This window comes from Arthrobacter sp. AOP36-F1-5 (genome assembly GCF_058137995.1).
In genome coordinates this window covers 1,942,463-1,967,717 of the sequence record NZ_CM176892.1, presented here as the reverse complement: position 1 = coordinate 1,967,717, position 25,255 = coordinate 1,942,463, and the positions used below count along the sequence as shown (strand labels likewise).

The following is a 25,255-nucleotide window of genomic DNA, read 5'->3' as shown; positions in this document are numbered from 1 at the left end:
GAGGCATTCATGGGCACAACGAATGTAGAGCCCAGCGTCGGAGTCGTGATCCTGACCATGGGAGACCGGCCGGAGGAACTTCGGCGCGCCTTCGCTTCGCTTCAATTACAAGAAGGCGTCCGCTTGGATGTTGCCGTGGTCGGCAATGGCTGGGACCCGGCAACACAGCTGGGAGGACTACCGGAATGTTTTGTTCCGGTCTACTTGGAAGAGAATCTAGGCATCCCAGCCGGACGTAATGCCGGCGTGCCGCACGTTCGGGGTGAATTCATCCTGTTCCTCGACGATGATTCGTGGCTTCCAGATATCGATTTTCTGCAAAATGCCGTTACCCGTTTCCGGACGTACCCGGATATGGGGATGCTGATGCCGCGCATCGCTGACCCGGAAAACGAGGAATCGCCCCGTCGTTGGATTCCTCGCCTGAATAAAAAGACGGCGGGGGAGTCAAGCAATATCTTCCATGTTGGGGAGACCTGTCTTCTCCTACCCAGGGCGATTTTTGAGGCGACCCGTGGTTGGGCTGGCGGGTTTTGGTATGCCCATGAAGGCATTGAGTTGGCTTGGCGTGTGTGGGATACAGGCCATCGTGTCTGGTACGCGGGGGACCTGCGAGTCTTCCACCCTGTCGTAGATCCACGCCGGCACGGTGAATTTTATCGGCTGAACGCCCGAAACCGCGTTTGGCTGGCACGTAGGAATCTGAGGTGGCCTTTCAGCTGGGCCTACGTGGGGTCATGGACGCTGATCAACATCGTCCGCCTGCGCAAAGACCGCAAGGGCCTGCGCCAGCACCTCGCCGGGTTGATGTCGGGCTACCGCACCTCCCCTTGGTATCAAACGCCGCGGCCCAAGTTGAAGTGGAGTACACATCTCCGGATGACGCTGGCTGGTCGTCCCCCGATTATCTGAACGGGACCGGGTTTCACCGATGAGCCGTGTCTCCGCAACTGCGCCGTTCAAAAACCTGCCTTTTGGGAACACGTGACGCTTGGAACGTGATCGAGAGGCAGGGTTCGTCTAAAGTGATTGTGGATCCATAGCCCTCGACGTCAGGTAATAGAACATGACCAGGACCGTATTGACCTACGGCACATTTGACCTCTTCCACATCGGGCATCTGAACATCTTGAAGCGACTCAAGGAACAAGGCGACCACCTGATTGTGGGCGTATCAACGGATGAGTTCAACGCGGTCAAGGGTAAAAAGCCAATCGTCCCCTACGATCAGCGAGTGGAGATCGTCCGTTCTATCTGTTACGTAGACGAGGCAATCCCGGAAGACAACTGGGGACAAAAACGCGAAGATATCACCAAATACGATGTCAACGTGTTCGGGATCGGGGACGACTGGCGCGGCAAATTCGATGATCTGGAAGACAAGGTAGACGTGATCTACCTGCCACGGACTTCAGGGATTTCGACCACCGAAATGAAGCGTGTCCTCAGTGCGTTCGATGAACGGCACGTGTCAGAACTCAAACGAACCCTTGATAGCTTGAGCCAGATCGTCAAGGAACTGAGTTAAAAAGATACTCAACGCGGGACTGTGACGGTAGTTCCCGCGAGTTTCAATATCGTACTTGCAATATTTTCTAGACGAGGGATGGTCAATATATGCGTAATGTTGGTGTGATTCTTGCAGGGGGAGTCGGCGAGAGGGTTGGCTTGGGTATCCCGAAGCAACTGATAAAAATCGCGGGACGTCCCATTATCGAACACACAATGGCGATTTTTGAGGAAAGCGCCAAAATCGATGAAATCATCGTCATGATGACACCGGGATACCTTGACGATGTTCGGTCTATCGTCAAACGAAACACCTTCAAAAAGGTGTCCCAAGTGCTGGAGGGCTCGGGAACACGCAACGATACAACGCAAGCTGCTTTGGCTGCGATGGGCAACGAGGACTGTAACGTCATTCTTCATGACGCGGTGCGTCCGTTGCTATCCCAACGCGTGCTCGACGACGTCGTCACCGCTTTAGACACGTTCAAGGCCGTTGACGTAGCGATTCCATCAGCGGATACCATCATCGAAGTCGACCAGCGAGGCGAGGGGATCCCCACCATTGCCGAGGTGCCTCCAAGAGCGGCACTACGTCGTGGTCAGACGCCTCAAGCTTTCAAGCTAAGCACCCTGCGAAAGGCATATGTCGGTGCTTCCCACGACCCGGATTTCACCGCTACGGATGACTGCAGTGTTGTTCTCCGCTACTCACCCGAGGTGGATATAGGGGTTGTCCAGGGTGAAGAGCGCAACATGAAAGTCACGGAGCCCATCGATATCTTCGTCGCCGATAAACTTTTCCAACTGTACAGTGCAGACGGACGAGCAACTTTCGATGATGATGAACTGCGCTCGGCGTTGACCGGTAAGGTCGCCGTTGTGTTCGGTGGTGCGTATGGCATCGGAGCGGACATAGCCGCACTGGCCGAGGAACATGGGTGCACGGTGAGAACTTTTTCTCGTTCGTCCACCAACACGCATGTCGACCGCCGCGCAGATGTCGTCAAGGCCAAAGATGAAGTCTTGGAAGAACTCGGTCGGGTGGACTTCGTGGTCAATACGGCGGGGATCTTGCCGCGAGGTCTACTACTCGATGAAACTGACGACTCCGTCTACCAAGCCACGGAGATTAATTACCTGGCCCCGATCTTCATTGCTCAGGCCTTCCACTCAGCCCTTCGTGCCTCTGGGGGCTCACTGCTGCTCTTTACCTCGAGTTCGTACACGCGTGGCAGATCGGGCTACAGCCTTTACAGCTCTGCCAAAGCAGCAACAGTGAACCTGACCCAAGCACTAGCCGATGAGTGGGCAGAAGACCGTATTCGGGTTAATTGCGTTAATCCTGAACGAACGGGAACGCCGATGCGCACGAAGGCCTTCGGAGCTGAGGACCCCAACTCCCTTTTGGCGTCGGAAACGGTGGCCCGGACGTCCTTGGAGACCCTCATTGGTGGGCGGACGGGGCACGTCATCGATGTACGCAAAGATGATCCTTTGTCTGCCAAGGCGCTACTCGGCGAGGGTAATGATTTTTAGCTGAAGACAGCCGGACGCCCAACATGCCCGTCCTGTCTTCACGTCGAAGATGCCGGCAGAGACAGAACTGCCTCACGGAAGGCGTCTGGCGAAGTACCCCCCAAGTAGTAGGCCGCAGCCTCGATGCGAGTACTTCGCATTGGGTCGGGCCCCAGGAACAGGCGCCAGGACTCTGAATCGGGCGACGTCGGCAGGTATGCATGTTGGACCGACGGGAATTTCGTACCGATGTCTGAGTCCTGTTCGTTTGACGCTCGGCAATGAGCCGGTAGAAGCACTGCTGCCGGCTTGTGTGATGCTAAATAGTCCACCAGCACGCTGGATACGTCAGTCACGAGGGCATCGGAAGCATTGAACAGGTCCAGAAGCTCCATGGTGCCTGTATCTCCGGAGCCAAGGTGACTCAGCATTTTGCCAACCAAGAGGTTGTCAATCTCGGCGATGTCGTCTTGATCTTTGGAAGAGAAGCGGCTGAAGGGATGGGGCCTGAACAACACCGTAATTCCGCGGGCCAAGAGATCAGCGATAAACGGTACTGCGATACTCAGTGAGCTCAGGGAAGTTGCCTGATTGTACCCTGACCAGGTTGGCGCGTACAGCACGGTTTGTGGTGCACTTCTGGACTCCGAAACGTCGACACGTTGCAATTGGGGCCGTCCGATTATATGAGCCTGGCCTGGGTTGAGGTTCACATTTTCTGTCGCGTATCTATCTATGGCAGCTTGCCCAGCCACGAAAATTGCGTCGTACATCCGGTGTGCTGGGTGCGCCGAAATCTCCTTGTCGGAGTCTCCGTGGCCCAGATATACGTGCTTGACGTTCCGGTAGCTGACCATGTTGGCATTATTCGTGACCGAATTCACGTAGAAGACCGCCCGAACGGAGCTCGGCATGACGTCGTCCAGATCCTTGTTTTCGCGGCACGAGATAATGGGGATCTCAGAGGAGATGGAAGTTGCGAGGTGTTTGGCAGCTTCGGGGTCGCGGACGACGATGATAACCCGCGGCGTAATAGCCAGGATCTGGGGAAGCCATTGTTTGATCTGATAGGCGCCCCCATCGCGACGTCCCATGTACAGAATGTACTGAGGTGCGAAGTCCTCAATAGCTCGTCGTAGGATCGGCCGATTTCTTCGTGCACGGTGGAATTTCATAGCGAGCCGGCAAGAAGCGGCCACCGCCAGACCTAAGGCGATACTGGCCACGATAACTCGCAGGGCTAGCTGCGCCCCCGCTACGGCCAAGAAAGCATAAGCCAGGACAACAAGGGCTGTGACCACGGCGGTGATGGCAACGATCCGTGTTTCTTGGCGAGGCGGCGGAAGCCGCAAGTTATAGGCCGCTGGCCAGCCGCGAAAAGACGCGAGCACTGCCAGCCCAGGCCACGGCGCCATCGCGACGCAAATCCCCGTTGCGGTGGCTATCTCCCAGAGCCGTTCAGTTCCCTCGACCCCTTTAGCGCCCGCTAGGGCTATTGCAATAGCAAGAGCAAAAATCGTGCTTGGAATGGACGCTACAAGTGCAGTCTTCAGGGTTTTCACAGTGCTTCAGTCTCTGCCGATTCCGCCTGATTGAGGACTCTTGTGGCAGCGTCGATGAACCCATCGGCGTAGCTGGCGGGCGGGAAGCCGCCCAAGTAATATTCCCGGACGCGTCCTCTGCGGTGCAGCAGTGGGTCATCATTCAACAGTTGATTCAATACTTCCTGAAGATTATCGAGGTCACCATGCAGTACGTAGCCGCCCGACGTCGCAGGCATATCGGCTGCTAGCTGTTCTGGAGTGTGATTGATGGCAGCAACGGCGAAGGGCTTCTCTGATTGCAAGAAATCAGACACCATGGCGGAGACATCGGAGATCATGGCGTCCGAGGCGTTGAAACAGTCGACCACTCCCATGTCCTTTTCCGCAGGTGCGCCATAGATGTGCTCGCGTCCGGTTTCTGCGGCGTCCAAAGCCAACAAGTTGCGGATTCGGCGCATCCTGCGTACTGCGTCTGGATAGCGGTAGTTGAAGGGGTGAGCCCGGAAAATGACGGTGCACCCACGGTCGAGTAGGGCTTGGACGATGTCGACCCCCAGCGGGAGCGAGTACACAGCCGTATCTGCGTACGGCCCTCTCCATGTTGGCGCGTAGAGGACTGTCTTCTTCTCATCAAGAACACCACGACGACGAGCGATTGCCTCGACTTGGGGACGACCGACGATCTCGAACTTCTCCCGTGGGATGGTGACCCCGTGACGCGCATACCTGTCTATCCCCGCTTGGCCCGCGGCGAAAATTCGATCGTAGATTCCATGGACAGGGTTATAGCAAGCAGCCTTTTCCGAATCTCCATGATTGAGCCATACGTGGGTCAGTTCCCGATGTTCAATTAAATGGGTGTTCTTGACTGCGTTGTTCACGTAGAAGGCCGTGGTCAGGCCCGGCACCAAGGCGGCTTCGAGTGATCCAAGGGTCTTACGGTAGATCACGGGAGATTCGGTGACTTTAGCAGCCGCTCGAGCCATCCTTAGATCCCTGGCGATGACGATGTATGGCTTGCCAAGCCGGTCGAGATAAGGCACCCACATACCCAGCTGATAAGACACCCCCACGTTCGAAGCAAAATACACGCAGAAGCGCGGGGCATAGTCCTCAACCAGCTCGGGAAGCCGCGCTTCCAATGACAAGTTCACGTATCGGCGGTGTATGCCTCGCACCAGAACGTAAGTGGTGACTCCCAGAGAGAGTGCCCCGAAAACTAGCTGGAGGGATCCCCAGAGTGGGAATAGTGCTGCACTGATTGTCATCGCTGCCAGAGCCAAAGCAGAAACCATCCCAGCCCAGCCGCGGGCAAATGCTAGTGGAACCGCTGCTTCTGTACCAGGGAGGTTTCGTGACTGAAGCCCCTCTGCGCGCCACGTGGATACGGCTTGCCCTTCGAGGCTGATGGCGAGGAACGCCAAGGCCGGGCCAACGATGGAGGCCCATCCTTGCCCTGAGGTGGCCATACCGGCTAGGAGGGTCACGGCAATTAGGCTCCTAGCAATGGGCATGGAACCCAGCGCGCGGTTCATCCACGCTTGGCTTTTGAAGCCACGGCGGTGGAGATAGACGAAGATCGTCAGCGAGAGTATGGCTGGTACGATGAAGGCGAAGCTGCTGACCCCGAAAACCGCCGCTGCTCCCAGAGCTGCTGAGGCCAGAACATCCGGCAGGAAATGTCGGGCCATCCGTAGTGCTTTATTGCGCACCCTGCGCGCGCGCCGGCGCTGACGCCTACGGTCCTTTGCCTTCTCTAAGGCTTCAGTATCCAGGAGTGGAACGTCATCTGAATCGCTGGGTTGATCCTCATCGTCGTCATCGGGCCCAGATTCGTCTGCCGTTGCCGATGTAGTCATATCCGCCGTGGCGGCCTCAACAGATTCCATCTGCTGGCTGGGCGGATGTTGTTCTATGGTGGCGACGGCGGCCTCGACGAAGACCGACGAGTAGCCATCGTTGGGGAAATCACCCAAATAGTCTGAACGCAGCTCGAGCCGACGCGCGCGCATGGAGTCGTCTTTGAGCAGTTGGTCGAGGACGGCGTTGATATTGCGCAGGTCAGACTGGAGCAGGTACGCAGCGCGGGCAATCGGATATTCGTCTCGGAAAGCCTCTACTGGCGTGTTCACTACGACCATCGCCATGGGTTTGTATGAATACAGGTAGTCCGAAACGACACTGGATACGTCGGAAATCATCACGTCCGAGAGATTCATGCATTCGATGACGCCCAATCCCTGCTCTGCAGCCTCGCCGTACAGGTGCTTTATGCCGCTGGACTGTGTGTCTGCGCGAAGCAACTCATGGACCCGGGCGATGATCCCTGCGTCCTCCTCGAACTGGTAGCTGAACGGATGGGGTCTAAAGACGACCCGGACGTGACGTTCCAATAAGGCGGCGATGATTCCTGGAGCTGATGGAATCGAATGAAGGAACGTTTCATCCACATGGCCACGCCAAGTTGGGGCGTACAGGACAGTGGGCTGATCCGTGAGTGTGGAGGTAGCCGGTTCGAGCGTCTCTAGTTGGGGCCGACCGACGATGGTGAACTTACCTGGGTCTAGCAGTACACCGTGTGCTGCATATCGCCTAGTTGCAGCGGGTCCCGCGGCGTAGATCTGATCGTACATGGCATGTGTCGGGTTGTACGAGGGTGCCTTATCCGAATCTCCGTGACCGAGATAGACATGGGTGAACTGGCTGTAGCGCACCATGGCACCATTTCCAGATGAGGCGTTGACGTAGAAGAACGTGCTGAGACTGGGCACCACGAGGTCGTCAAGGTCCGCCAGCCTACGGCGCATTACGATTGGTGCATCAGTGATTTTAGCCAGTGCGTGCGAAGGTCCCTCTGCTCGGGTGACGATGATGAATTTCTTTCCCGTACGTTCCAGGTACGGCAGCCACATGGCGACCTGGTAGGAGGCATCGTCCGGACGAGCCGCGTAGATGGCGAACTCCGGCGCAAATTCCGCGAGCAGGGAGTGGAGTTCGCGCTCGATCTTTCCGTTGTAGCGGCGCCGAAAGAAGACGCTCACGGCGCGCATCAACATGAGCGAGGAGATAACCAGCCCAAGGAGGAACCATCCAAGGGCAGAGAGATCCATGGCCGCAACCAGAACCCCATAGCCGAGAAAGGCCAGTTGGAGATAGACGATGGTCAGTGTCATGCGGCAGACGCGCGGGGCCGGTGGTGCCCCAGGGAGGTTAAGAATTGCGTGGCCGCCACCGAGTCCGAAGCGGCGCAGCACACGTTCTCCCACGATGGTTCCGGCCCCCACCAAAACTGAGAGAGTAGTAAGAATAGATTCGGACGTAGACACGGTGGTAGACGCAGCAAGGATTCCCATGGAGGCCAGCAAGCCGGCCCGGATTGCGGTGTAGCGTCCCAAACCGGGGCGGAAGTTTCTACGCGGAATTAGGAAACAAAGAAGTACTACAGTTATCCAGGACACCCCAAGGAGCCAGCCCCATGACTTCTTTTCGCCGTGTTCAATTGCGACAAGCAGCGTAGCGGCCATGATGGCTACAACGACGGTAATTGCACTAACAGTCCGGATACGGACCCACGTGTGAGCTCGGGCCAATGCAAGTTCTTGGTCAGTTTCCGTCAATTTCCTGGTTTCCTCGTCGCTGGTGCCGACATGTTCGCTGCTATGCCGAGTGCCATTCTGTTTTCTCCGCCATCGTTCATCTTATTTGACATTCGAGGGCCCGGTCGCTGGGGATGAGATCAGGGCATGTGCAGCATGAATGAAACGTTCGGTTCCTGAACCAAGCGTGTTCGCCCCGAAGACATGTTCTCTAAACTCACGTTGTTTCTCATTTGCGCCCTCGTGAGCTAAAGCAACAAGCCTTGAAACAGCATCGGCGGGGACATCAGACCAGGTCGGTACAACCGACATCAGCTGGTTTGTGGGGCTGTCCCTAGTATCAGTCGGCGGTGCAAGGATGAGGGTTGGCTTGTTCAGGCCAACGGCGTCCATCGCCATGGCCGAGATATCGGTTACCACTACATCTGCGTCTCGGATGTCACTGACAGCGTCGCAAAGTGGATATCCCGTATTTCGACGTGCGAAGCGGGAGGTGGGATATCCGAGGGTGCGGGAAATGAGTCTTAGATGTTCACGGTGTACGAGAGACCGTGAACCGGTCTTCGGATGGGCCCGAAATTTGAATTGAATGCGGGGATCGTTCCCTAGCAAGTTTACCAATTTTGGGCCGATACTAGCCAGGGAGCTATACGCCATCGAATCACTGTCCCCCTCCCAAGTGGGTGCATAAAGCACCGTCAGGCGGCCCATTGGAGGGGTTTCAGAAGTCTGATGTCCGTCCAATTGTGGCCGACCGATTTCCACGAGATGCGACGGGTCAATTCCTCGTACGTGGGCAAGAATTCGCTCCCGGGCGGCCAGCCCAGCGATGAAGGCTCTGTCGTAAGCTTTGAGCTGGTTCGAGACCATTGATGATTTCTCACTCTCACCGTGAGACAGGTGCACGTGGGTGAGATTGTTGAGCCGGAGTGGAGTGAAGTTGGCTTGGTTGTTGTTGACATAGAACAGAACTTGGACTTTACGAGTTTTGACGAACGCTTCGAGGCCTGCCGAGCCCGAGCAGAGCAAGATCGGCAACGGGCTGGAATCTAGTAACCGACTTGCTGAATTTGCATTTGTCACTAAAAGAGTGATTGGAGTACCTGCCTCGGCGAGTCGCTCGAAGGCTGGTATCCATTGTTCTAGTTGATATGCCCCATCAGGTGTGTCTGCAAAATAGGCCGCAAATGGACTAGTCGTCGGCAGGGTGGTCCCATGACGAGCAATGCGTTTTTTTACCGACCCGGTTCGAAGAGCGGAGCTGACTTGTGACATCAGTCGCTTTGATGTGTTGGAGAGCGTGGTCAGTGTTGGCATTTGTCTAGTTTAGTGGTCTTGATCTGTTGTCCGCCGAACGAGGCGTGTCTGTAAACGCGTCGAAGCAGCGCCTTCACTTCCCACCACACAGGATTTAGTTGCCAAACCACCGTGCGACTGGAGGTGTCTGATCGCCGGTTTCTTTTGCGCGGATGAAGGGGGCCTAGCTGATCGAACGGAGACGAAATATGCTCCGTTTAGTGGACGTGCCCCAAGGGTTTGTAGACCCTACTGGGCCGCAAAAGGAGATTTACCATTCCAGCGGTGAATGACTGGCAGGTCCAGTGAACAACTTTTAGACGCACTTGAACTTGGCAGGTATGTGAGACTAACCAACTTTTGAACCCTGAACTTTGCCTGAAGGTGGCCAAGGGCTCTGTCTTGATGTGCTGTTGCCATGGCGACTTGAACTGGTTCTATCAAGCCTAGAAAGCAATTTTCGTACGTTGAGTTGATCAGTGCGGAGGAACAGCTAGACAGTCTATACAGAGATGGTTTTTGAGCATGCTTGAAGATGCGCACTTCATCGAAATGAATCTGCAGGTGCAGCGTGATTTCGTCAAGTTTGCCTGTCTGGTCTTGTCTTCCCGCACAGCATCGGATTTGAGGCCTAAGGCTGGGGGATGACACTGAGCGTGTTGACAAAGAATGCACGAGGTAAAGACGGGGAGGAGAGTTTGATGCATGAAAAGCTTGCCCGCGCTTCGGGATTCTACAAGATATTGACATCAGCGGGGTCTTCAAGAAAGTGGACGGATTCGCGATATCGGCTTGAGTAACTTGGAGTGTTGGCATGATCTACATGCCGAAGTAGGGTACTGGGGCTTTTACTCTTGGTTTGGGTCACCGCCGCTCGGCAGGCTATGATGTAATGTCGGTCTTTGTTCTACAGGAGTTCTCATTAGCGATAAGCGTTCAGATCGTCCGTCGTCACGCGGAATCGATCGCAGCTCGCCGTTGGTCTTTTCGGCCAAGGAATTCGGGGGATACCCGGGTACCATGAAGACTCTTGAACGGACCGTGCCCGCTCCGCCTGAAATGGGGGCGGCACTGATCGGAATCGAAGAGGGGTCGGATATCGATCTGGATCTTCGATTCGAGGCCGTACACGAGGGAATCTTGGTTTCCGGTACAGCGTTCTCGGAAGTGTCCGGTGAATGCGGCCGTTGCCTGGAGCCTATCGCGTACGACCTCGAGTCCGACATTCAGGAGTTGTTCTTCCATGAAGGCACTGAGGTGCCCGATGAGGAGGACATGGACCAGCGACAGATCGTGGATGACTTCATCGATCTGGAGCCGGTACTCAGGGATGCAGCGGTGACCGCGCTGCCGTTCCAACCGGTGTGCCGAGAGGGCTGCGAAGGCCTCTGCGCCGAATGCGGGATTCGTCTCGCGGATGAGCCAGGGCACCACCACGAGATCCTAGATCCCCGCTGGGCAGCTCTCACCGAGCTGGCTGGCACCACCGCAGAAGATGCGGTACAGAGTACAGATTCAGTCGAGAGAGAAGAGAGTTAGCCGTGGCTGTTCCCAAGCGGAAGATGTCCCGCTCGAATACCCGGGCCCGTCGGTCCCAGTGGAAGGCAACTGCGCCGAACCTGGTCAAGACCATGGAGAACGGCCGCGTCACCTACAGCCTGCCGCACCAGGCGAAGGTCGTGACCGACTCTGCCGGCACCGAGTTGTTCCTTGAATACAAGGGGCGCAAGGTAGCAGACGCCTAATAACGTCTGATGCCTTCAACAGAAGAGCTTCTGAAGCGTCTCGGGGTCACCATCGACCCCGAGACGCTTCGTCTTGCGCTCACACATCGCTCCTATGCTTATGAGCATGGCGGCCTTCCGACCAACGAACGCCTCGAGTTCCTCGGCGATTCAGTGCTCGGCTATGCCGTGACAGACCATCTCTACCGGACCTACCCGGACCTGCCGGAGGGCGATCTGGCGAAGCGACGTGCCTCCGTCGTCAGCACCCGAGCACTCGCCGGGATTGCGCGCAGCATTGACGTTGGACAGCATATTCTCCTCGGTCAAGGTGAGGTACTGACCCACGGTGCGGACAAGTCCTCGATCCTTGCCGACACCATGGAGGCGTTGATCGGTGCCACGTACCTCAGCGATGGCCCTGACGCGGCACAAGCCCTCGTGATGCGTCTGGTAGCCCCGCTGCTATCGGACGTTGAACACCTCGGCGCAGGCACCGATTGGAAGACAGCGATCCAGGAAATCGCGGCAGCGCGCAAACTTGGCCCCATTGACTACTCCATCACCGGCACCGGCCCTGATCACGCGCGGGTGTTCGAAGCAACGCTACGCATTGGCTCGACTGATTACGGAACAGGCACGGGCCCTTCCAAAAAGGAAGCCGAACAAGAGGCAGCTGCGATCTCCTATCGGACGCTGGTCCCCTCAGAGCCTTCGGTGGGGTCGGAAGAGAAGACGGCCCACGAGTAGATGCCGGAACTTCCGGAAGTAGAAGTTGTGCGACGGGGTCTGGAATCCTGGGTGGCCGGCCGGAAAATCAACGAAGTCCACGTCCATGACGCACGCTCCATCCGTCGACATCAGGATGGCCCAGCTGACTTCATGGCCACGCTGCACGGCACAGCGATCACCGACATTGTGCGACGTGGAAAGTTCCTCTGGATGCCTCTGGGCGGTGTGACACGTGGAGCAGCTCTCGTTGCCCACCTCGGAATGAGCGGCCAACTGCTGGTTGAGGACTCCACGGCAGCTGACGAAAAACACCTTAAGATCACCTTTGATCTATCGGCTTCGGCCGCAAAGCCGGAACAATTGCGCTTCGTCGATCAGCGGATCTTCGGGGGCATGTTCGTCTCACCCCTGGTGCCGACCATTGACGGAGCTCCGGGCGGACAAGGTTCCCAAGCTGCATCCATTCCCCAAGCTGCCTCCCATATCGCCCGCGATGTCTTGGACCCGGATTTCGATATAGAAGAGTTCCATCGCCGGCTGCGGACACGTAGGACAAGTATTAAGCGAGCGATCCTCGACCAGGGACTGGTGTCCGGGGTAGGTAATATCTATGCGGACGAGGCGCTATGGGAAGCCCAGATGCACTACGCCCGTCCCACCGACACTTTGCGGCGCCCAGATACCATCAGGCTAGTCGATGCCTTATCGACCATCATGGACCGAGCTCTTGCTGCCGGGGGAACAAGTTTTGATCAGCTTTACGTCAACGTGAACGGTGCGTCCGGCTACTTCTCTCGGTCATTAAACGCGTACGGCCGCAGCGGACAACCGTGCCACCGATGCGCAGACGGGGGACAGACTTCGCTGGTCCGTCGGGATGCGTTTATGGGCCGTTCGTCCTACTGGTGCCCGGTCTGCCAGCGAGTTCCGCGCAACGCCCGCTTCTAGGCGGAGAACTCGGAGACTACCGCATCGTTGAACGGCGTCCACGCATCAATCGCCCATGGGCCAAAGTCGCGGTCGGTCAAAGTAACGCAGGCTAAGCCGGCTGGCGGGTCAACCCAGAGGAAGGTCCCTGATTGTCCGAAATGGCCGAAAGTCTGAGCCGCGTTCCTAGTGCCAGTCCAATGGGGTGACTTGTGGTCCCTGATTTCAAAACCCAGGCCCCAGTCGTTGGGCTTCTGGCGCCCGTAGCCGGGAAGAATGCCGTCAACACCGGGAAATTGCACGGTCGTTGCTTGCTCCATGGTGGGTCCGGCCAGAAGGGTAGGCCGCTGGAGCTCTGCTGCGAAGAGCGACAAATCGTGGAGAGAAGAGACGGCGTCGGCGGCGGGAGAACCTTCGAGCGCCGTTCTGGTCATGCCCAGGGGCTGCAGCACAGCTTCGGAGAGATAGGTGGCAAAGGGGATGCCTGTCTCCGATTCGAGGGTCTGTCCCAGGACATCGAAGCCCGTATTCGAATAGATGCGGCGGGTCCCCGGTTCGGCATGAGTAGCATCGGAGGAAAAATCATAACCGCCGGTATGTGCCAGCAGGTGGTGAACAGTTGAACCTTCCGGGCCTGCTGGCTGATCGAGAGAAAGTGCCTCTTCTTCAAGAGCGACCAAGAATGCGAAGGCGGAGAGCAATTTGGTGACCGAAGCTAGCGGAAAAATGCGCTGGGGGTCCCCCTGACTGTCCAAGGTGTTGCCTTCGGTGTCCAGCACGGCTGCTGCGGCGTGGGGGACAGTCCATGTGTCGAGTAAGTCCAGGGCGGTCATGAAACGGTGCTCCTCAGCGGTTGCGGGTGGTGACGCAGCCTATTCCTCGGTGCGCGGCGCAGTACCACCATAGTGGGCAGCGAGTCGGGACAGCCCATCGTCAATGGAAAGCAGGGGCTTCCATGCGAGGACTTCATGCGTGGTGCGTTGGTCGAACCAGTGCGCGGTGGACAATTGCTCGGCGAGGAATTCCGTCATCGGTGGCTCATCGGAGACCCAACCGCGACGCAGCGCTCCTGTCCACAGTCTCTCTATCACTTTCCCTGCATTGCGGGCCAAGGATCCGGGGAGACTGAACTTTGGTGCGGGGACGCCGCCGGCGGCACAGATTCCGGCAATGAGCTCACCGACTGGACGCGGCTCTCCATTGGTGATGACCAAGGAGAGACCATGGGCAACGCTGATCCGTTCCAGCCCTTGAACAATCGCAGAAGCCGCATTGTCGACATACGTAGTATCGATCAGAGCCAGGCCGCCATCCAACAAGGGCAGCCGGCCTGAACGAGCTCTATCGATAACTCGTTCCACAAGTTGAGTGTCGCCCGGGCCCCAGACGACGTGTGGGCGCAGAGCGGTCACACGAAATGATGGTGTGTCGGCTTCCAGTGCCAAGAGTTCTGCACTGGCCTTGGAACGAGCGTAGTAGCCCCGCGCAGCGGCAGGTTCAGGAGCGCCGGCAGCCCCTCCGACGATCGATGACCCTAGGTGGGCTACGGAGGGCGATGAAACGAAGACGAAGTCTTCAACGCTAGCAGTTCGAGCGGCGGACAAGAGGTTCCTGGTGCCCTCGATGTTTGTTGCGACGAACTCCTCCCACTCACCGGTGAAGGAGACTTTCGCGGCCAAATGCATGACCGCGGAAGCGCCTTCGACAGCTCGGGCAACGGCGTGGGGATCGGTGACAGAGCCCCGACACGGTTCGACGCCGGGCAATGATGTGGGACCGCGTTGAAAGGTCCTGGCCCGGTAGCCGCGGGCCAGCAGTTCTTCGGCCACCGCCCGTCCCAGCATGCCACTCGCCCCGGTCACCAGAACGAGCTTGTCGTGATTGGCAGTACTCATTGCAGGGTTGCCTTTTTCCCGGACAGAAGCTCGGCAGCCCACTTCGACAAAGCAGAACGGTCGATCTTTGAGTTGTGCCGGATATCTGTGGGCAAATCGGGGATGACCACTACTGCCGCGGCCGTCATACCGGTCGCTCGGGTTATGGATGAACGTACGTCCTGCGTCAAAGCCTGAGCAGCCAGCCCGGAACGACGAGTTCTCTGCACGGTTTCCACGATGACGACCACTGCCTGCGTACCTGCTGGTCCAACCCCGACGACTGCGGCACGACGAATGCCCCGCACAGCTTCCGCAGCCAACTCTGCGGCAACGGGTGTCCTCACCCCTGCGGCGGTAGTGATGATGTGCCCTAGCCGCCCCTGAACCCAGAGACGTCCAGCGGTGTCGAGATGGCCGACGTCGCCCGTGTGATGCCAGCCTGGATGAACTGCGCTGGCGTGCTCGGTGACCCATAACCGGTCGTACCGATCCTTGACATGGGGAGCCGAAACAACGATTTCTCCGACCTGGCCAGGGCTGGCATCCAGTTCATCGGAAACCCCTCCCTGATCGTCCAACGCCGCGATGGAAACTTGGGCGCCCGCCACGGGTTGGCCGACACAGACTCCGTCGCCCGAACCGGCGGCGAGGATCCCTTGAAGGCTGATATCGGTGATGGGTAGTGCCTCGGTCATCCCGTAAGGCGTGTGGACCTCTGCCTGCGGAGCCAAGTCCTGAACCTGTTGCAGCAAGGTGGTCCCGAGTGGTGCCCCGGCTGAGAGGAGCAGATCCACGCGTTCAAGAGCAGCTCGTTGGATGGAGTCGAGCTCCGCCGAGGTGGCCAGAACGTTCACTAGGGCGGCCGGGGAGGCGAAGACGATGGTGGCGTTGATGGCCGCTGCCGCGTCAGCCAGCGCGGAGGCAGACAGGGTCCTGGGTGAGGTCACGTCCATATCGGGCGTAACGGATACTGCCCCCAGAGCCGGCCCCAGAAGGGCGAAGGGGGCAAACCCCGCCACGAGGGCGTCGCCGGACTTCAATCCGTAGGTGGCCTGCAGGGTATCGCGCATGGCGGCTAGCTGCCGATGAGTATAGACGACGCCCTTGGCCGGTCCGGTGGATCCTGAGGTGAACAAGATGGCGGCGTCGGTATCGGGATCTGCCGCCACGAACGGCGGAGCACCGGCCGCGATGCTACCCATCCCTGATTTCTCCAGGTCGCCAACCGTGGCGACCACGCCCAGGAGCCGACGTTTGGCGGGGGAGAGGTCGCCAGCGGAAATCCGCTGACCGGGCCATTTCAGCGCCTTGGCGGCCATGAGGGCCCGTTCGATGCCGATCAGGTACTTAGGGCCCGCACCGCGGATCGCCCTGCCGAGACCCTTCGTGCCCAGTCCGGCATCGGCGACGACAATGATGGCCTCGAGCTGGAGGCAGGCATAGATTAAGGAAGTGAGCTCCGCGCTGGGTGGAACCAGCAGGTTCACTCGATCGCCACGGCGGACACCCAGTTCGGATAGACCGTGGGCAATGGCATCGACGCTTCGGGCCAGTGAAGCCCACGACAGGGAAGTGGAACTTCGTACGCCCTCTCCGGCGGGTCCCATGTCTACGACGGCGTCTGCGTGGTCATCGCGATGGGCGTCGAGTTCGGCGAGCATGCTGCGGAACCCGGTAGCCAGGTCGCGATCGCGAGGACCGCCGTCGGAGCCGACATTGGCGCGTGACGGGGCGTCGTCTTGAAGAGCAGACTTTATTTCCGACCTTTGGTGCACCGTGGAGGAGAGCCAGGCCAACAAGGGGGTGGCGATATCTCGATCTTCGGCAAGGAGGTGACCGGCGCCTTCGAAGCGGTGCACATCAGCTTGAGGCAAACGGTACATCAGGTCGCGCAGGTAGCGGTCGGAGAAAATAGGATCACGCGGACCCCACATCATCAGTGCCGGGACCTCGAGTGTCCGGATCTCCGTGGAAATCTGATCCAGGGTTGGCCAACTGGGATGCTGCGGGGTAGCGGGGATGTCGGCGACGAAGTTGGCGACCCCGGCACGTGCCGGGGCTGTGCGATACGGAGCCATAAACGCGCATTCAACGTCGGACGGCAGGCTCGGGTGTGCCAGCGCGTGGGTGACCTTGAGGAACGTCGGGGTGGCGCGCGTGCCCCAACCATGGACCGCAGGGTGCAGTGCAAGACTGAGGGCAGGTGGTAGGGAGAAACCTGCGGGGTGAACTGCGGTGTTCGTCAAGACGATGCCTGCCAGCTGTTCGCGATGCCGTGTCGCCCATCCCAGCGAGATGAGCCCTCCCCAGTCGTGGCCGAGAGTCACCACGTGGCCTTCAATTCCCAGTGCGTCGGTCACGTCCCCGAGGTCGGTGACTCGATCCGCTAGTCGGCGAAATGTGCCAGTCCGGTCGGAATAACCCATATCGAGCTGATCGACGGCTACTACGCGCCATGGGGTTTCGGCCTCGGCGCCGGCTTCAAGGACGCTGCGCCAGAGGTAGGACCAGGTGGGATTTCCGTGTACGGCCAGAATGGTTCCTGCTGGTGCTGCCTCCCGAGCTTCGAGCGCTGGCAGGTTGTCCAATAAATGCCATTGGTGGGACGACCCGGCGGGATCACAGCTGGCTGTTGAGGGGACGGTAAGGTATCGGGAGAATTCCGGGCGGACCCCGGGCCAGCTCCTTGCTACCACGCCAGCTCCAGCATTGCCGTGTTCAGACCGGAACCGACACCCATGCAAAGCACTCTGTCTCCTGGGTTGAGCGTGTTCGCCTCTTGGGCCAGCGTCATGGGAAGCGAAGCAGGACCGACGTTTCCCCATTTCGGGAACGTGATCGGCACCCGGTCCCGAACGAGGTTCACGGCCTTGATAATGGCATTGGTATACGAATTGGACACTTGGTGTGTGACGTAACGGTCCATGGACCCCCAGTTCCAACCGTCCTGATGGGCTTCGTCCCAGGCGTCGACGACGAGTTTCAGACCGTTGTCGAGCAGGCCTTTCGTGTCGGTGTACATCCCCTGTGGGCCGCCAACGCACAGTTCGTGATGTTCGCTTCCGGCGCGTGAGACGCCTCCGAGGATGCGGTGTGAGCCTGGGTGTTCGTCGGCGCGGCCGATGACCGCGGCTGCAGCACCAGAGCCCAAGGTCAGGGTTGCGAATTCGCGGAGGTAGTCCTCACGTGTGGAATCTTCGCGGTTCAATCGATCGAAGGTTGGTTCCTGGGCAATCTGGGAATCTTCACCAGCGACGATCAGTGCGTACTTAATCTGCCCGGAATCGATCATATTCGCGGCCAGCGTCATGCCGTTGACGAATCCGAGGCAAGCGTTGGCTAGGTCGAAGTTCATGGCTGAGGACGGTAGACCGAGCCCATTGTGGACTTTGACGGCTACGGAGGGCTCAAGATTCCTGCGGGTGACCGAGGTATTGATGAGCAGGCCGATCTCGCCGGCTTCAACTCCGGCTTCGGCTAACGCCTTGGATCCGGCTTCGATAGCCGCGTCGTCGAATCCTGTTCCTTCCGGCCACCAGCGTCGTTCGCTGACACCGGCTACCCGTTCGAGGAGCTTCTTGGACAGACGCAGTCGCTTGAGGCTCGGCTCTAGTCGCTTATCGAATTCGCTCGAGGTGACGACGACGGGAGCCTCCACACTCGTAACGGCAATAACCGCCGAGTTGGTGTGTCGAAACGTTGCATTGCCGCTCAATATCCAGCCTTCGTCCATAGAGGATTCATCTGCCGCCGACGCATCCCTATGATGCGAAGACTCTCCAACCGTTAACCCTGATCCACCGATAAATGAGCCGGTGTTGATGGCTAAATAAAGTGGAAGTGCCCCTTCTGACGTGGGAAAATAGTGATGTCTAAAGTCCTATCAAACCCACAAGGAAGGAGCACCTCGCAGGTGCTATTCAATCACACTCCCACCGGCCTGTCCCACGCCTTCGACGACGAACGCCTCATCGCCGATACCGGGCTGATCCCGTTGGTCAGACTCGCCCAAGACACAGGCCTGCCAACAGCCGTGGCCGACCGCGTTCGTATCCCCACCGACAAGGGCGCCAACCCGGGCGGGAAAGTCATGTCCCTGATCGCCGGGATGCTCGCCGGGGCCGACAGCATCGACGACATGAATCGCAACCGTACCGGTGGGATGAAACACCTCGCCACCAGCGTCTACGCCCCGTCAACGTTGGGCCAGTTCTTACGTAAGTTCACATTCGGTCACGTCCGCGCCCTCCAAACCGCCTGCGACCAGTCCCTGCAACGCCTGGCTTCACGGGCCGATTTCTTCCCGACCCGCCTCGACTCGTCGAATCCGGCCGACCGGATGGTGTTTGTCGATATCGACGACACCGTCATCGCCGTCCACTCCGCCCGCAAACAAGGCTCCGGACACGGCTATACCGGTGTGCGCGGGCTCAACGGTCTCCTCGCCGTTGCCTCGACGACGTCGTCACAACCAGTCATCATCGGCAACCGGTTGCGTAAAGGAGCCGTGCACTCGGCCCGCGGTGCCAAGAAGTTCACCCAAGACGCACTCTCGACGGTAGGCCGCCTGCCCGGGGTGGCCGGTAAGCGTGTCGTGTTGGCTGCCGACTCGGCGTACTACACCTCCGACGTCGCCGCCGCGGCGAAGTCGGCCGGTGCCAACGTTTCGGTCACGGCTCGCATGAACCCCTCCATTAGCAAAGCCATCACCAGCATCGACGAGACAACGTGGACGGGCATCCAGTACCCGCAGGCGATCTGGGACGAAGACAACCAGGAATGGATCTCCGAAGCCGAAGTCGCCGAAACCGTGTATACCGCGTTCACGACCACGAAGAACCCGGTGACCGGGCGTCTGGTAGTGCGCCGGATCCCGGAGAAGAACCAGAAGAAACTCGCCAAAGCCGGACAAGAGGGCCTGTTCACCGTGTGGCGCTACCACGCCGTGTTCACAACGATTCCAGCCGATGTTCTCGACACGGTCCAAGCCGATAAAGCCCACCGACGCCATGCCGTGATCGAGCAAGTCAACGCCGAGCTCAAGGCAGGACCGATCGCGCATATGCCCGCCGGAGCATTTAACGCCAATGCTGCCTGGCTCGCTCTGGCCTGCATGGCCCACAACCTCGCCCGCACGGGCGCGCTCTTGGCAGGGGGCAGGCTATCGAAGTCAAGGGCCCCAACACTGCGGGCCAAGCTCATCAGCATCCCGGCCCGCATCGCCTGCCACGCGCGAAAGATCGTTCTTCACCTGCCAGCCCACTGGCCCAAGGCGGCCGAGTTCGGTCGGCTCTGGAACACCGTGTTCAGCCCACCGGTCCCGGTGGCGACCTGACCATCTCGCCCAGGCCCGGGCTCGTCGGCCAGAAGAAGTTGTAGGAGGCTTCTGGCAACACCGAATTGTGGACACACCGGATGCGACGCCGGGCCCGTTGTCATGCCCTTATGCACGAACCGTGACCATCCACGCCTCTTTTCGAATCACGGCCTTATGCAACAGCCGATCGGTGGATCAAGGGTTAACTATGCACTCTGCGAAGTGGTTCCCGCACATTCGCCATGCGGTATGAACGCCGCCTGTGACTTTTCTCCCCTCGAGTGGCAAACCCGCCGCGGGAGTCCAGACACAGTAGATTGGAGGGAGGAAGACCTTTGCCCCGCCGTCCGAAAGACCTCCGTGCATCTCAAGACCCTGACCGTTCGTGGATTCAAGTCGTTCGCCTCAGCGACGACTTTTGAGTTCGAACCCGGCGTCACTGCCGTGGTTGGCCCGAATGGTTCTGGGAAATCCAACGTCGTCGACGCCTTGTCGTGGGTGATGGGGGAGCAGGGAGCTAAGACACTCCGTGGCGGCAAGATGGAAGATGTCATCTTCGCCGGAACCTCTGGCCGTCCGGCGTTAGGGCGAGCACAGGTCTCGCTAACTATCGATAATGCAGATGGTGCCCTGCCCATCGAATATTCAGAAGTGACGATCACCCGGACCCTGTTCCGGGCTGGCGGCTCTGAATATGCCATCAATGGTCAGTCCTGCCGCTTGCTCGATATCCAAGAATTGCTTTCCGACACCGGAATGGGCCGGGAGATGCACGTCATCGTCGGGCAAGGGCAACTGGACCGTATCCTTCATGCCACATCTGATGAACGCCGAGGTTTTATTGAGGAAGCCGCTGGGGTGCTGAAGCACCGCAGACGTCGGGAAAAGACCGTACGCAAACTCGAGTCAATGGCCACCAACCTCTCGCGCCTTCAGGACCTCACAGGAGAGGTTCGGCGCCAGCTGACACCGTTGGGTAAACAGGCTGACGTTGCACGTCGGGCACAATCGGTCCAACTTGAGGTGCGCGATGCGCGTTCTCGGCTCCTGGCCGACGAGTTGGTGACCCTCCAAGAAGCCCTCCATCGCGAGGTCGAAGACGAACGACGAATTCTTGTGCGACGGGACGAAGTCGACGTGGAGGTTACCCGAGTCCGCGCCCGGCTCGCGGAGCTGGAATCTGCTGCCGCGAGCACTGTTCCTGCCCTAAACTCCGCTCGAGAGACATGGCACGGGTTGAACACCATGAAAGAACGGTACAGATCTCTGGGCGCCTTGGCGAAAGAACGCGAACGCGGCTTGGCTGAGCAGAGTCGCGTCGTGCACGATCCGTCGCGGGAACCGGACCGGTTAGAAAGCCAAGCACAGCGTTTACGCGTTGATCTGGAAGAGCTTGAGAACGAACGCGATAAGTCATCAAATGTACTCGATTCCGCGATTGCTGATCGGAAGGAATCGGAACAGGCCGCGGCCGTAGAAGGCCGCCGAATGACCGAATTGATGCGTGCCATAGCTGACCGTCGCGAGGGACTGGCTACCTTGGCCGGAAAAGTCGCCTCGGCACGCAGCCGCGTCGAATCACTCGAAGGTGAGCTGGGCAGACTGCGGGCATCGGCCGAACTGGCACGTGTACGCGGTTCTGAGGCACAGATGAAATATACCGAACTGGAACAGCAGGCTAGCGGTGTTGAGGACACGGAAGAGGACCTGGACGCTTCGCACGAATTGGCCGAGGAACGTTTGGCGTCCTGCGATCGAGAGTTGGAGCAGTTAGTTTCTCGGGAGCAAAAAGCAGAACGTGAACGGGCCGCTCTTCAAGCTCGTCTTGACGCACTGCACTCTGCGATGAGCCGCAAGGATGCCTCTGAGGAGATCCTTGCAGCAGGGCATCAGGGTATTAGGGGGCGTATTAGTGCAGAGCTCCATGTCGAACCCGGATACGACGGGGCGATTGCCGCTGCGCTAGGTACCTACGCCGAGGCGCTAAGTGCCTGTAGCGCCGACGACGCTCAGCAAGTCTTGGAAACAGTCCGCGAACAGGAATCAGGCCGTGTCCACCTGATCTTTCCGCAGGCAACCGAGTCAGATGCTCTTCTCTCGGACCAGCGGGCGGAAACGCACGCGAAGAGGAATCCATTGCCCGCTGGTGGCTTGTGGGCTTCGGGCCTCGTGGATGTCAAGGAAGCAGCCCGCGGCGGCCTCGCCGAAGCTGTCCGGCATCTTCTGCGCAACGTCATCGTCGCTGAAAATAGGGAAGGCGCTGTTGAACTCCTGACCGCAGCACCCCAAGTCACTGTGGTCACTCGCGATGGCGTGGTCCATTCGACGAATAGCCTTGCCGGGGGAGCTGGAACCGGTTCATCACTTGTGGAGCAGCAAGCGGCCATTGATGCCACCAACGTCGAACTATATGACGTCACCTCATGCTACGAACAACTTCGTTTCCAACGCTCAGCGCTGGAAACTACACGCAGCGAGGCTGCCGAGGCTGTCGATACGGCACTTGAAAAGTTGTACCAATCAGATGCCCGCATTACCGGCGTTGCTGAACAGCTGGCAACTCTCGGAGCCACGGCCCGAGAAGCTGGCGCAGAGGTCGAAAGATCAAGGGACCAGATCAGCGTTGCCACGGAGTCGGTAGCCGAAGCCAAGAAAACCCTGGCTGCACTTGAGGAGCGCCTGGCTACTACCCGGGAGGCCCCAGCTGATCAAGAACCAGACAGCTCAACGCGCGAGAGGCTAGATGCTGAGGCCGCCAAGGCCCGTGACCGAGAGCTTAACGCACGGTTGGCTCTGCGGGGCAGTGAAGAGCAGGTCAAGAGCTTGTCGAGCCGAATTGAATCACTCGTGAAATCCGCCGCGGGGGAGCGCCGTAACCGTGAACAGGCTGAGCGGAGAACCGCGCTACGACGTCGTCAAGCCAAACGTGCTCAAGGCGTCGGTCAGGCGATCTTGTTGGTGCAAGAACACCTTGAATGCTCATTGCAGGAAGCTGCGGATGAACACGCACGGCTAACAAAGCATCGCGACCAAATAAATGGCGAGCTGCGGCAAACCAGAACCCGGTCTAATGAACTAGGTAGTGAGTTGGCCGGGCTCACTGATTCCGTGCATCGTGATGAGTTGGCGCGCGCCCAACAACACCTGCGCATTGAAAGCCTTGAAGCCCGGGCCCTCGCAGAGTTGGGGATGACGCCGGAGCATCTCATCGAAAACTATGGTCCCGACCTACCGGTCCCACAACCGGAACAGGAAAACGATAAGTGGGCGGCTTTGCGTCAAGACGTGGACATGGACGGAAACCCGGAGCCGGTGGGACGACCCTTCGACCGTGGCGAGCAGGAAAAACGTTTAGGGAAGGCAGAAAAGGATCTAGCGTCCTTGGGCAAGGTCAACCCCTTAGCCTTGGAAGAGTTTGCGGCACTTGAGGAACGTCACAGGTTCCTAGCGGAGCAACTTGAGGATCTGAAATCCAGCCGCAAAGCTCTTCTGGACATCATCCGCGACGTGGATGAACGAGTTGAACGCGTCTTCACGGAGGCGTTCCACGATACGTCCGAACAGTTCGAACAAGTCTTTGCCACACTGTTCCCGGGTGGTGAGGGCAAATTAGTGTTGACCGACCCAGACGACATGCTCAACACAGGGGTCGAAGTGCAAGCCCGTCCAGCGGGCAAGAAGATCAAGCGACTCTCACTACTTTCTGGTGGCGAGCGCTCACTGACTGCCGTTGCGCTCCTGGTAGCGATCTTCAAGGCCCGCCCGTCACCGTTCTACGTGATGGACGAGGTCGAGGCTGCCCTAGACGATACGAACTTGGGGCGACTACTGGTGATTTTCCGCGAGCTCCAAGAAGTCAGTCAGCTGATCATCATCACGCATCAAAAGCGCACGATGGAGATTGCTGACGCACTGTATGGCGTCTCCATGCGCGGCGATGGGGTCACGAAGGTCATCAGCCAGCGGTTGGTTGATTCAAAAGAGTTGTGACTAAAGGGATGGTTGGGTCCCCGTTAGCAGTCCAGCGGCTATGCGATAGCTAATTGGTTCTCTGCGGTCCAGCGATCCCTGTGTCTGAATGGCGTCATTCCGCCGAGGGACCCATGGGGACGTTCATGATTGTAGATGTCTTTCCATTCCTCGGCCAAGTACTTTGCCTCGGCCATCGTGTCCATGATTTCTCCGGTCAGTTGTTCCCTTCTGAATTGTGCATTGAAAGATTCAGCGAAGCCGTTCTGCCACGGCGAGCCTGGATCGATAAGCCGTATTGACTCCGGCCGTGGCGCACCAGTCGATCAGCGCAGCAGCTGTGAACTCCGGCCCATTGTCGGACCTGACGTAGGCCGGAGTGATGCCGGTTTCGGCGATGATGTCCTCCAGAACTGCGACCACATCAGTGGCCGTGAACGAACGTCTGGGGATGATCGCCAGGGCCGTGCGGGTGTACTCATCGATAACGTTGAAGAACCTAATATGCCGCCCGCAGGAGGTCGTATCGGATTGGAAGTCGAAGCTGACCACATGCATCGGATACTCGGCCCTGAGCCTCTTCTGCTCCCCGGCACCGGGCACGCTACGACGTTTCTTGCGTACCTTGGGCTTGCAGATGAGTTCCTCCAGGCGCCAGAGCCGGCGTATACGCTTCTCATTCAGCGCTATCCCGTCCCACTGCGGTTGCTCGAGTAGATGCCAGCGTGCTTTACGCCAGCCCCACGCCGGATACTTCACCGCGACCGCTCGTAGATCAGCGCGCAGCTGGGCCTCTTCGAAGCCGACCGACGGCCGGCCTTTGCGCAGGGCTGAGCGATTCTGGCTGAGCACCTTGCAGGCAAATCTTTCAGTGCCCCGAACTTCTCCTGCGCCATGCGCACGGCACGGCGACGTGGTTCGGGGCTTAGAATTTTCCCCGCGCCACCTCGCTCAGAATGTCATTGGCCAGGACCTGATCGGCTAGGAGTTTCTTGAGCCTGGCGTTCTCCTTTTCGAGGTTTTTCACAGCCTTGGTCTGGCCGGCGTTCTTCTCGGATCCGTACTGCTGAAGCCACCGGTACCAAGTCGCTTCAGTGATCTGCAGTTCCTTGATGACCTCGAGAATCGGTCGTCCCTCGTTGAGCATTTTCTGGCCCTGCCGGACCTTCGCGATGACCTGATCAGGGGCATGTCTACGTGCCATATCTATGAATTTCCTCCTGCATCCATTATCGGACGCGAAACTCAC

Annotated in this window: 16 protein-coding genes and 1 pseudogene; 9 read left to right on the top strand and 8 right to left on the bottom strand. The window is 58.6% G+C overall.

Translation table 11 applies throughout. The annotated features are described in order from the left end of the window. Positions 1 to 9: 9 nt before the first annotated feature. The 3 genes from AC3ZI9_RS08975 (at position 10) to AC3ZI9_RS08965 (ending at position 3,045) form a co-directional block, all read left to right on the top strand. Positions 10 to 912, top strand: coding sequence for a glycosyltransferase family 2 protein (locus AC3ZI9_RS08975; protein ID WP_489923495.1), 903 nt, complete (start codon positions 10 to 12; stop codon positions 910 to 912). A 154-nt stretch (positions 913 to 1,066) separates the two neighbouring features. After that, a complete protein-coding gene (locus AC3ZI9_RS08970; RefSeq protein ID WP_086998709.1) occupies positions 1,067 to 1,528 on the top strand; it encodes an FAD synthase family protein in 462 nt (153 codons plus the stop codon). Positions 1,529 to 1,617: 89 nt separating this feature from the next. Continuing rightward, positions 1,618 to 3,045, top strand: coding sequence for a bifunctional cytidylyltransferase/SDR family oxidoreductase (locus AC3ZI9_RS08965; protein WP_086998712.1), 1,428 nt, complete (start codon positions 1,618 to 1,620; stop codon positions 3,043 to 3,045). Between the two features lie 38 nt (positions 3,046 to 3,083). Here AC3ZI9_RS08965 and AC3ZI9_RS08960 read toward each other — a convergent pair whose 3' ends face one another. The 3 genes from AC3ZI9_RS08960 to AC3ZI9_RS08950 form a co-directional block, all read right to left on the bottom strand. Beyond that, a complete protein-coding gene (locus AC3ZI9_RS08960; RefSeq protein ID WP_489923494.1) occupies positions 3,084 to 4,586 on the bottom strand; it encodes a CDP-glycerol glycerophosphotransferase family protein in 1,503 nt (500 codons plus the stop codon). Then, entirely contained in the window at positions 4,583 to 7,741 is a 3,159-nt protein-coding gene (locus AC3ZI9_RS08955; protein WP_489923493.1) for a CDP-glycerol glycerophosphotransferase family protein, read from the bottom strand. Before AC3ZI9_RS08955 ends, AC3ZI9_RS08960 begins: the two co-directional genes overlap by 4 nt. 525 nt (positions 7,742 to 8,266) lie before the next feature. Beyond that, on the bottom strand, positions 8,267 to 9,481 hold the full coding sequence (locus AC3ZI9_RS08950; protein ID WP_489923492.1) for a CDP-glycerol glycerophosphotransferase family protein: 1,215 nt from the start codon (positions 9,479 to 9,481) through the stop codon (positions 8,267 to 8,269). Positions 9,482 to 10,480: 999 nt separating this feature from the next. Here AC3ZI9_RS08950 and AC3ZI9_RS08945 point away from each other — a divergent pair. Genes AC3ZI9_RS08945 through mutM form a run of 4 tightly spaced genes read left to right on the top strand, consistent with a single transcriptional unit; the run spans position 10,481 to position 12,864 of the window. Then, the gene (locus tag AC3ZI9_RS08945) at positions 10,481 to 10,999 is read left to right on the top strand and encodes a YceD family protein (protein ID WP_489923491.1); all 519 of its coding nucleotides are present in this window, start codon (positions 10,481 to 10,483) and stop codon (positions 10,997 to 10,999) included. A 2-nt stretch (positions 11,000 to 11,001) separates the two neighbouring features. Then, the gene (gene rpmF, locus AC3ZI9_RS08940; RefSeq protein ID WP_086996298.1) at positions 11,002 to 11,205 is read left to right on the top strand and encodes a 50S ribosomal protein L32; all 204 of its coding nucleotides are present in this window, start codon (positions 11,002 to 11,004) and stop codon (positions 11,203 to 11,205) included. A 9-nt stretch (positions 11,206 to 11,214) separates the two neighbouring features. Beyond that, entirely contained in the window at positions 11,215 to 11,934 is a 720-nt protein-coding gene (rnc, locus tag AC3ZI9_RS08935; protein WP_443358948.1) for a ribonuclease III, read from the top strand. Next, entirely contained in the window at positions 11,935 to 12,864 is a 930-nt protein-coding gene (mutM, locus tag AC3ZI9_RS08930; protein ID WP_489923490.1) for a bifunctional DNA-formamidopyrimidine glycosylase/DNA-(apurinic or apyrimidinic site) lyase, read from the top strand. Here mutM and AC3ZI9_RS08925 read toward each other — a convergent pair. Genes AC3ZI9_RS08925 through AC3ZI9_RS08910 form a run of 4 tightly spaced genes read right to left on the bottom strand, consistent with a single transcriptional unit; the run spans position 12,861 to position 18,435 of the window. Beyond that, positions 12,861 to 13,676, bottom strand: coding sequence for a serine hydrolase domain-containing protein (locus AC3ZI9_RS08925; protein WP_489923489.1), 816 nt, complete (start codon positions 13,674 to 13,676; stop codon positions 12,861 to 12,863). The genes mutM and AC3ZI9_RS08925 overlap by 4 nt on opposite strands. Positions 13,677 to 13,715: 39 nt before the next feature. Then, on the bottom strand, positions 13,716 to 14,738 hold the full coding sequence (locus AC3ZI9_RS08920) for an NAD-dependent epimerase/dehydratase family protein (RefSeq protein WP_489923488.1): 1,023 nt from the start codon (positions 14,736 to 14,738) through the stop codon (positions 13,716 to 13,718). Continuing rightward, positions 14,735 to 17,416: an alpha/beta fold hydrolase gene (locus tag AC3ZI9_RS08915; protein ID WP_489923487.1), complete on the bottom strand. Its 2,682-nt coding sequence runs from the start codon at positions 17,414 to 17,416 to the stop codon at positions 14,735 to 14,737. Before AC3ZI9_RS08915 ends, AC3ZI9_RS08920 begins: the two co-directional genes overlap by 4 nt. Further along, positions 17,410 to 18,435 carry a 3-oxoacyl-ACP synthase III gene (locus AC3ZI9_RS08910; RefSeq protein ID WP_179204237.1) on the bottom strand — a complete coding sequence of 342 codons (1,026 nt, stop codon included), beginning with the start codon at positions 18,433 to 18,435 and terminating at the stop codon, positions 17,410 to 17,412. The genes AC3ZI9_RS08915 and AC3ZI9_RS08910 overlap by 7 nt, the downstream gene beginning before the upstream one ends. A 198-nt stretch (positions 18,436 to 18,633) precedes the next feature. Between AC3ZI9_RS08910 and AC3ZI9_RS08905 the strand changes: the two genes are divergently transcribed. Together AC3ZI9_RS08905 and smc are read left to right on the top strand one after the other, a co-directional pair. Beyond that, entirely contained in the window at positions 18,634 to 20,055 is a 1,422-nt protein-coding gene (locus AC3ZI9_RS08905; protein WP_444554719.1) for an IS1380 family transposase, read from the top strand. A gap of 342 nt (positions 20,056 to 20,397) precedes the next feature. Continuing rightward, positions 20,398 to 24,027: a chromosome segregation protein SMC gene (gene smc / locus AC3ZI9_RS08900; protein WP_489923486.1), complete on the top strand. Its 3,630-nt coding sequence runs from the start codon at positions 20,398 to 20,400 to the stop codon at positions 24,025 to 24,027. Between the two features lie 38 nt (positions 24,028 to 24,065). On the opposite strand, the pseudogene AC3ZI9_RS08895 reads toward smc, so the two are convergent. Continuing rightward, positions 24,066 to 25,210: pseudogene (locus AC3ZI9_RS08895) on the bottom strand (IS3 family transposase). Between the last annotated feature and the right edge of the window lie 45 nt (positions 25,211 to 25,255).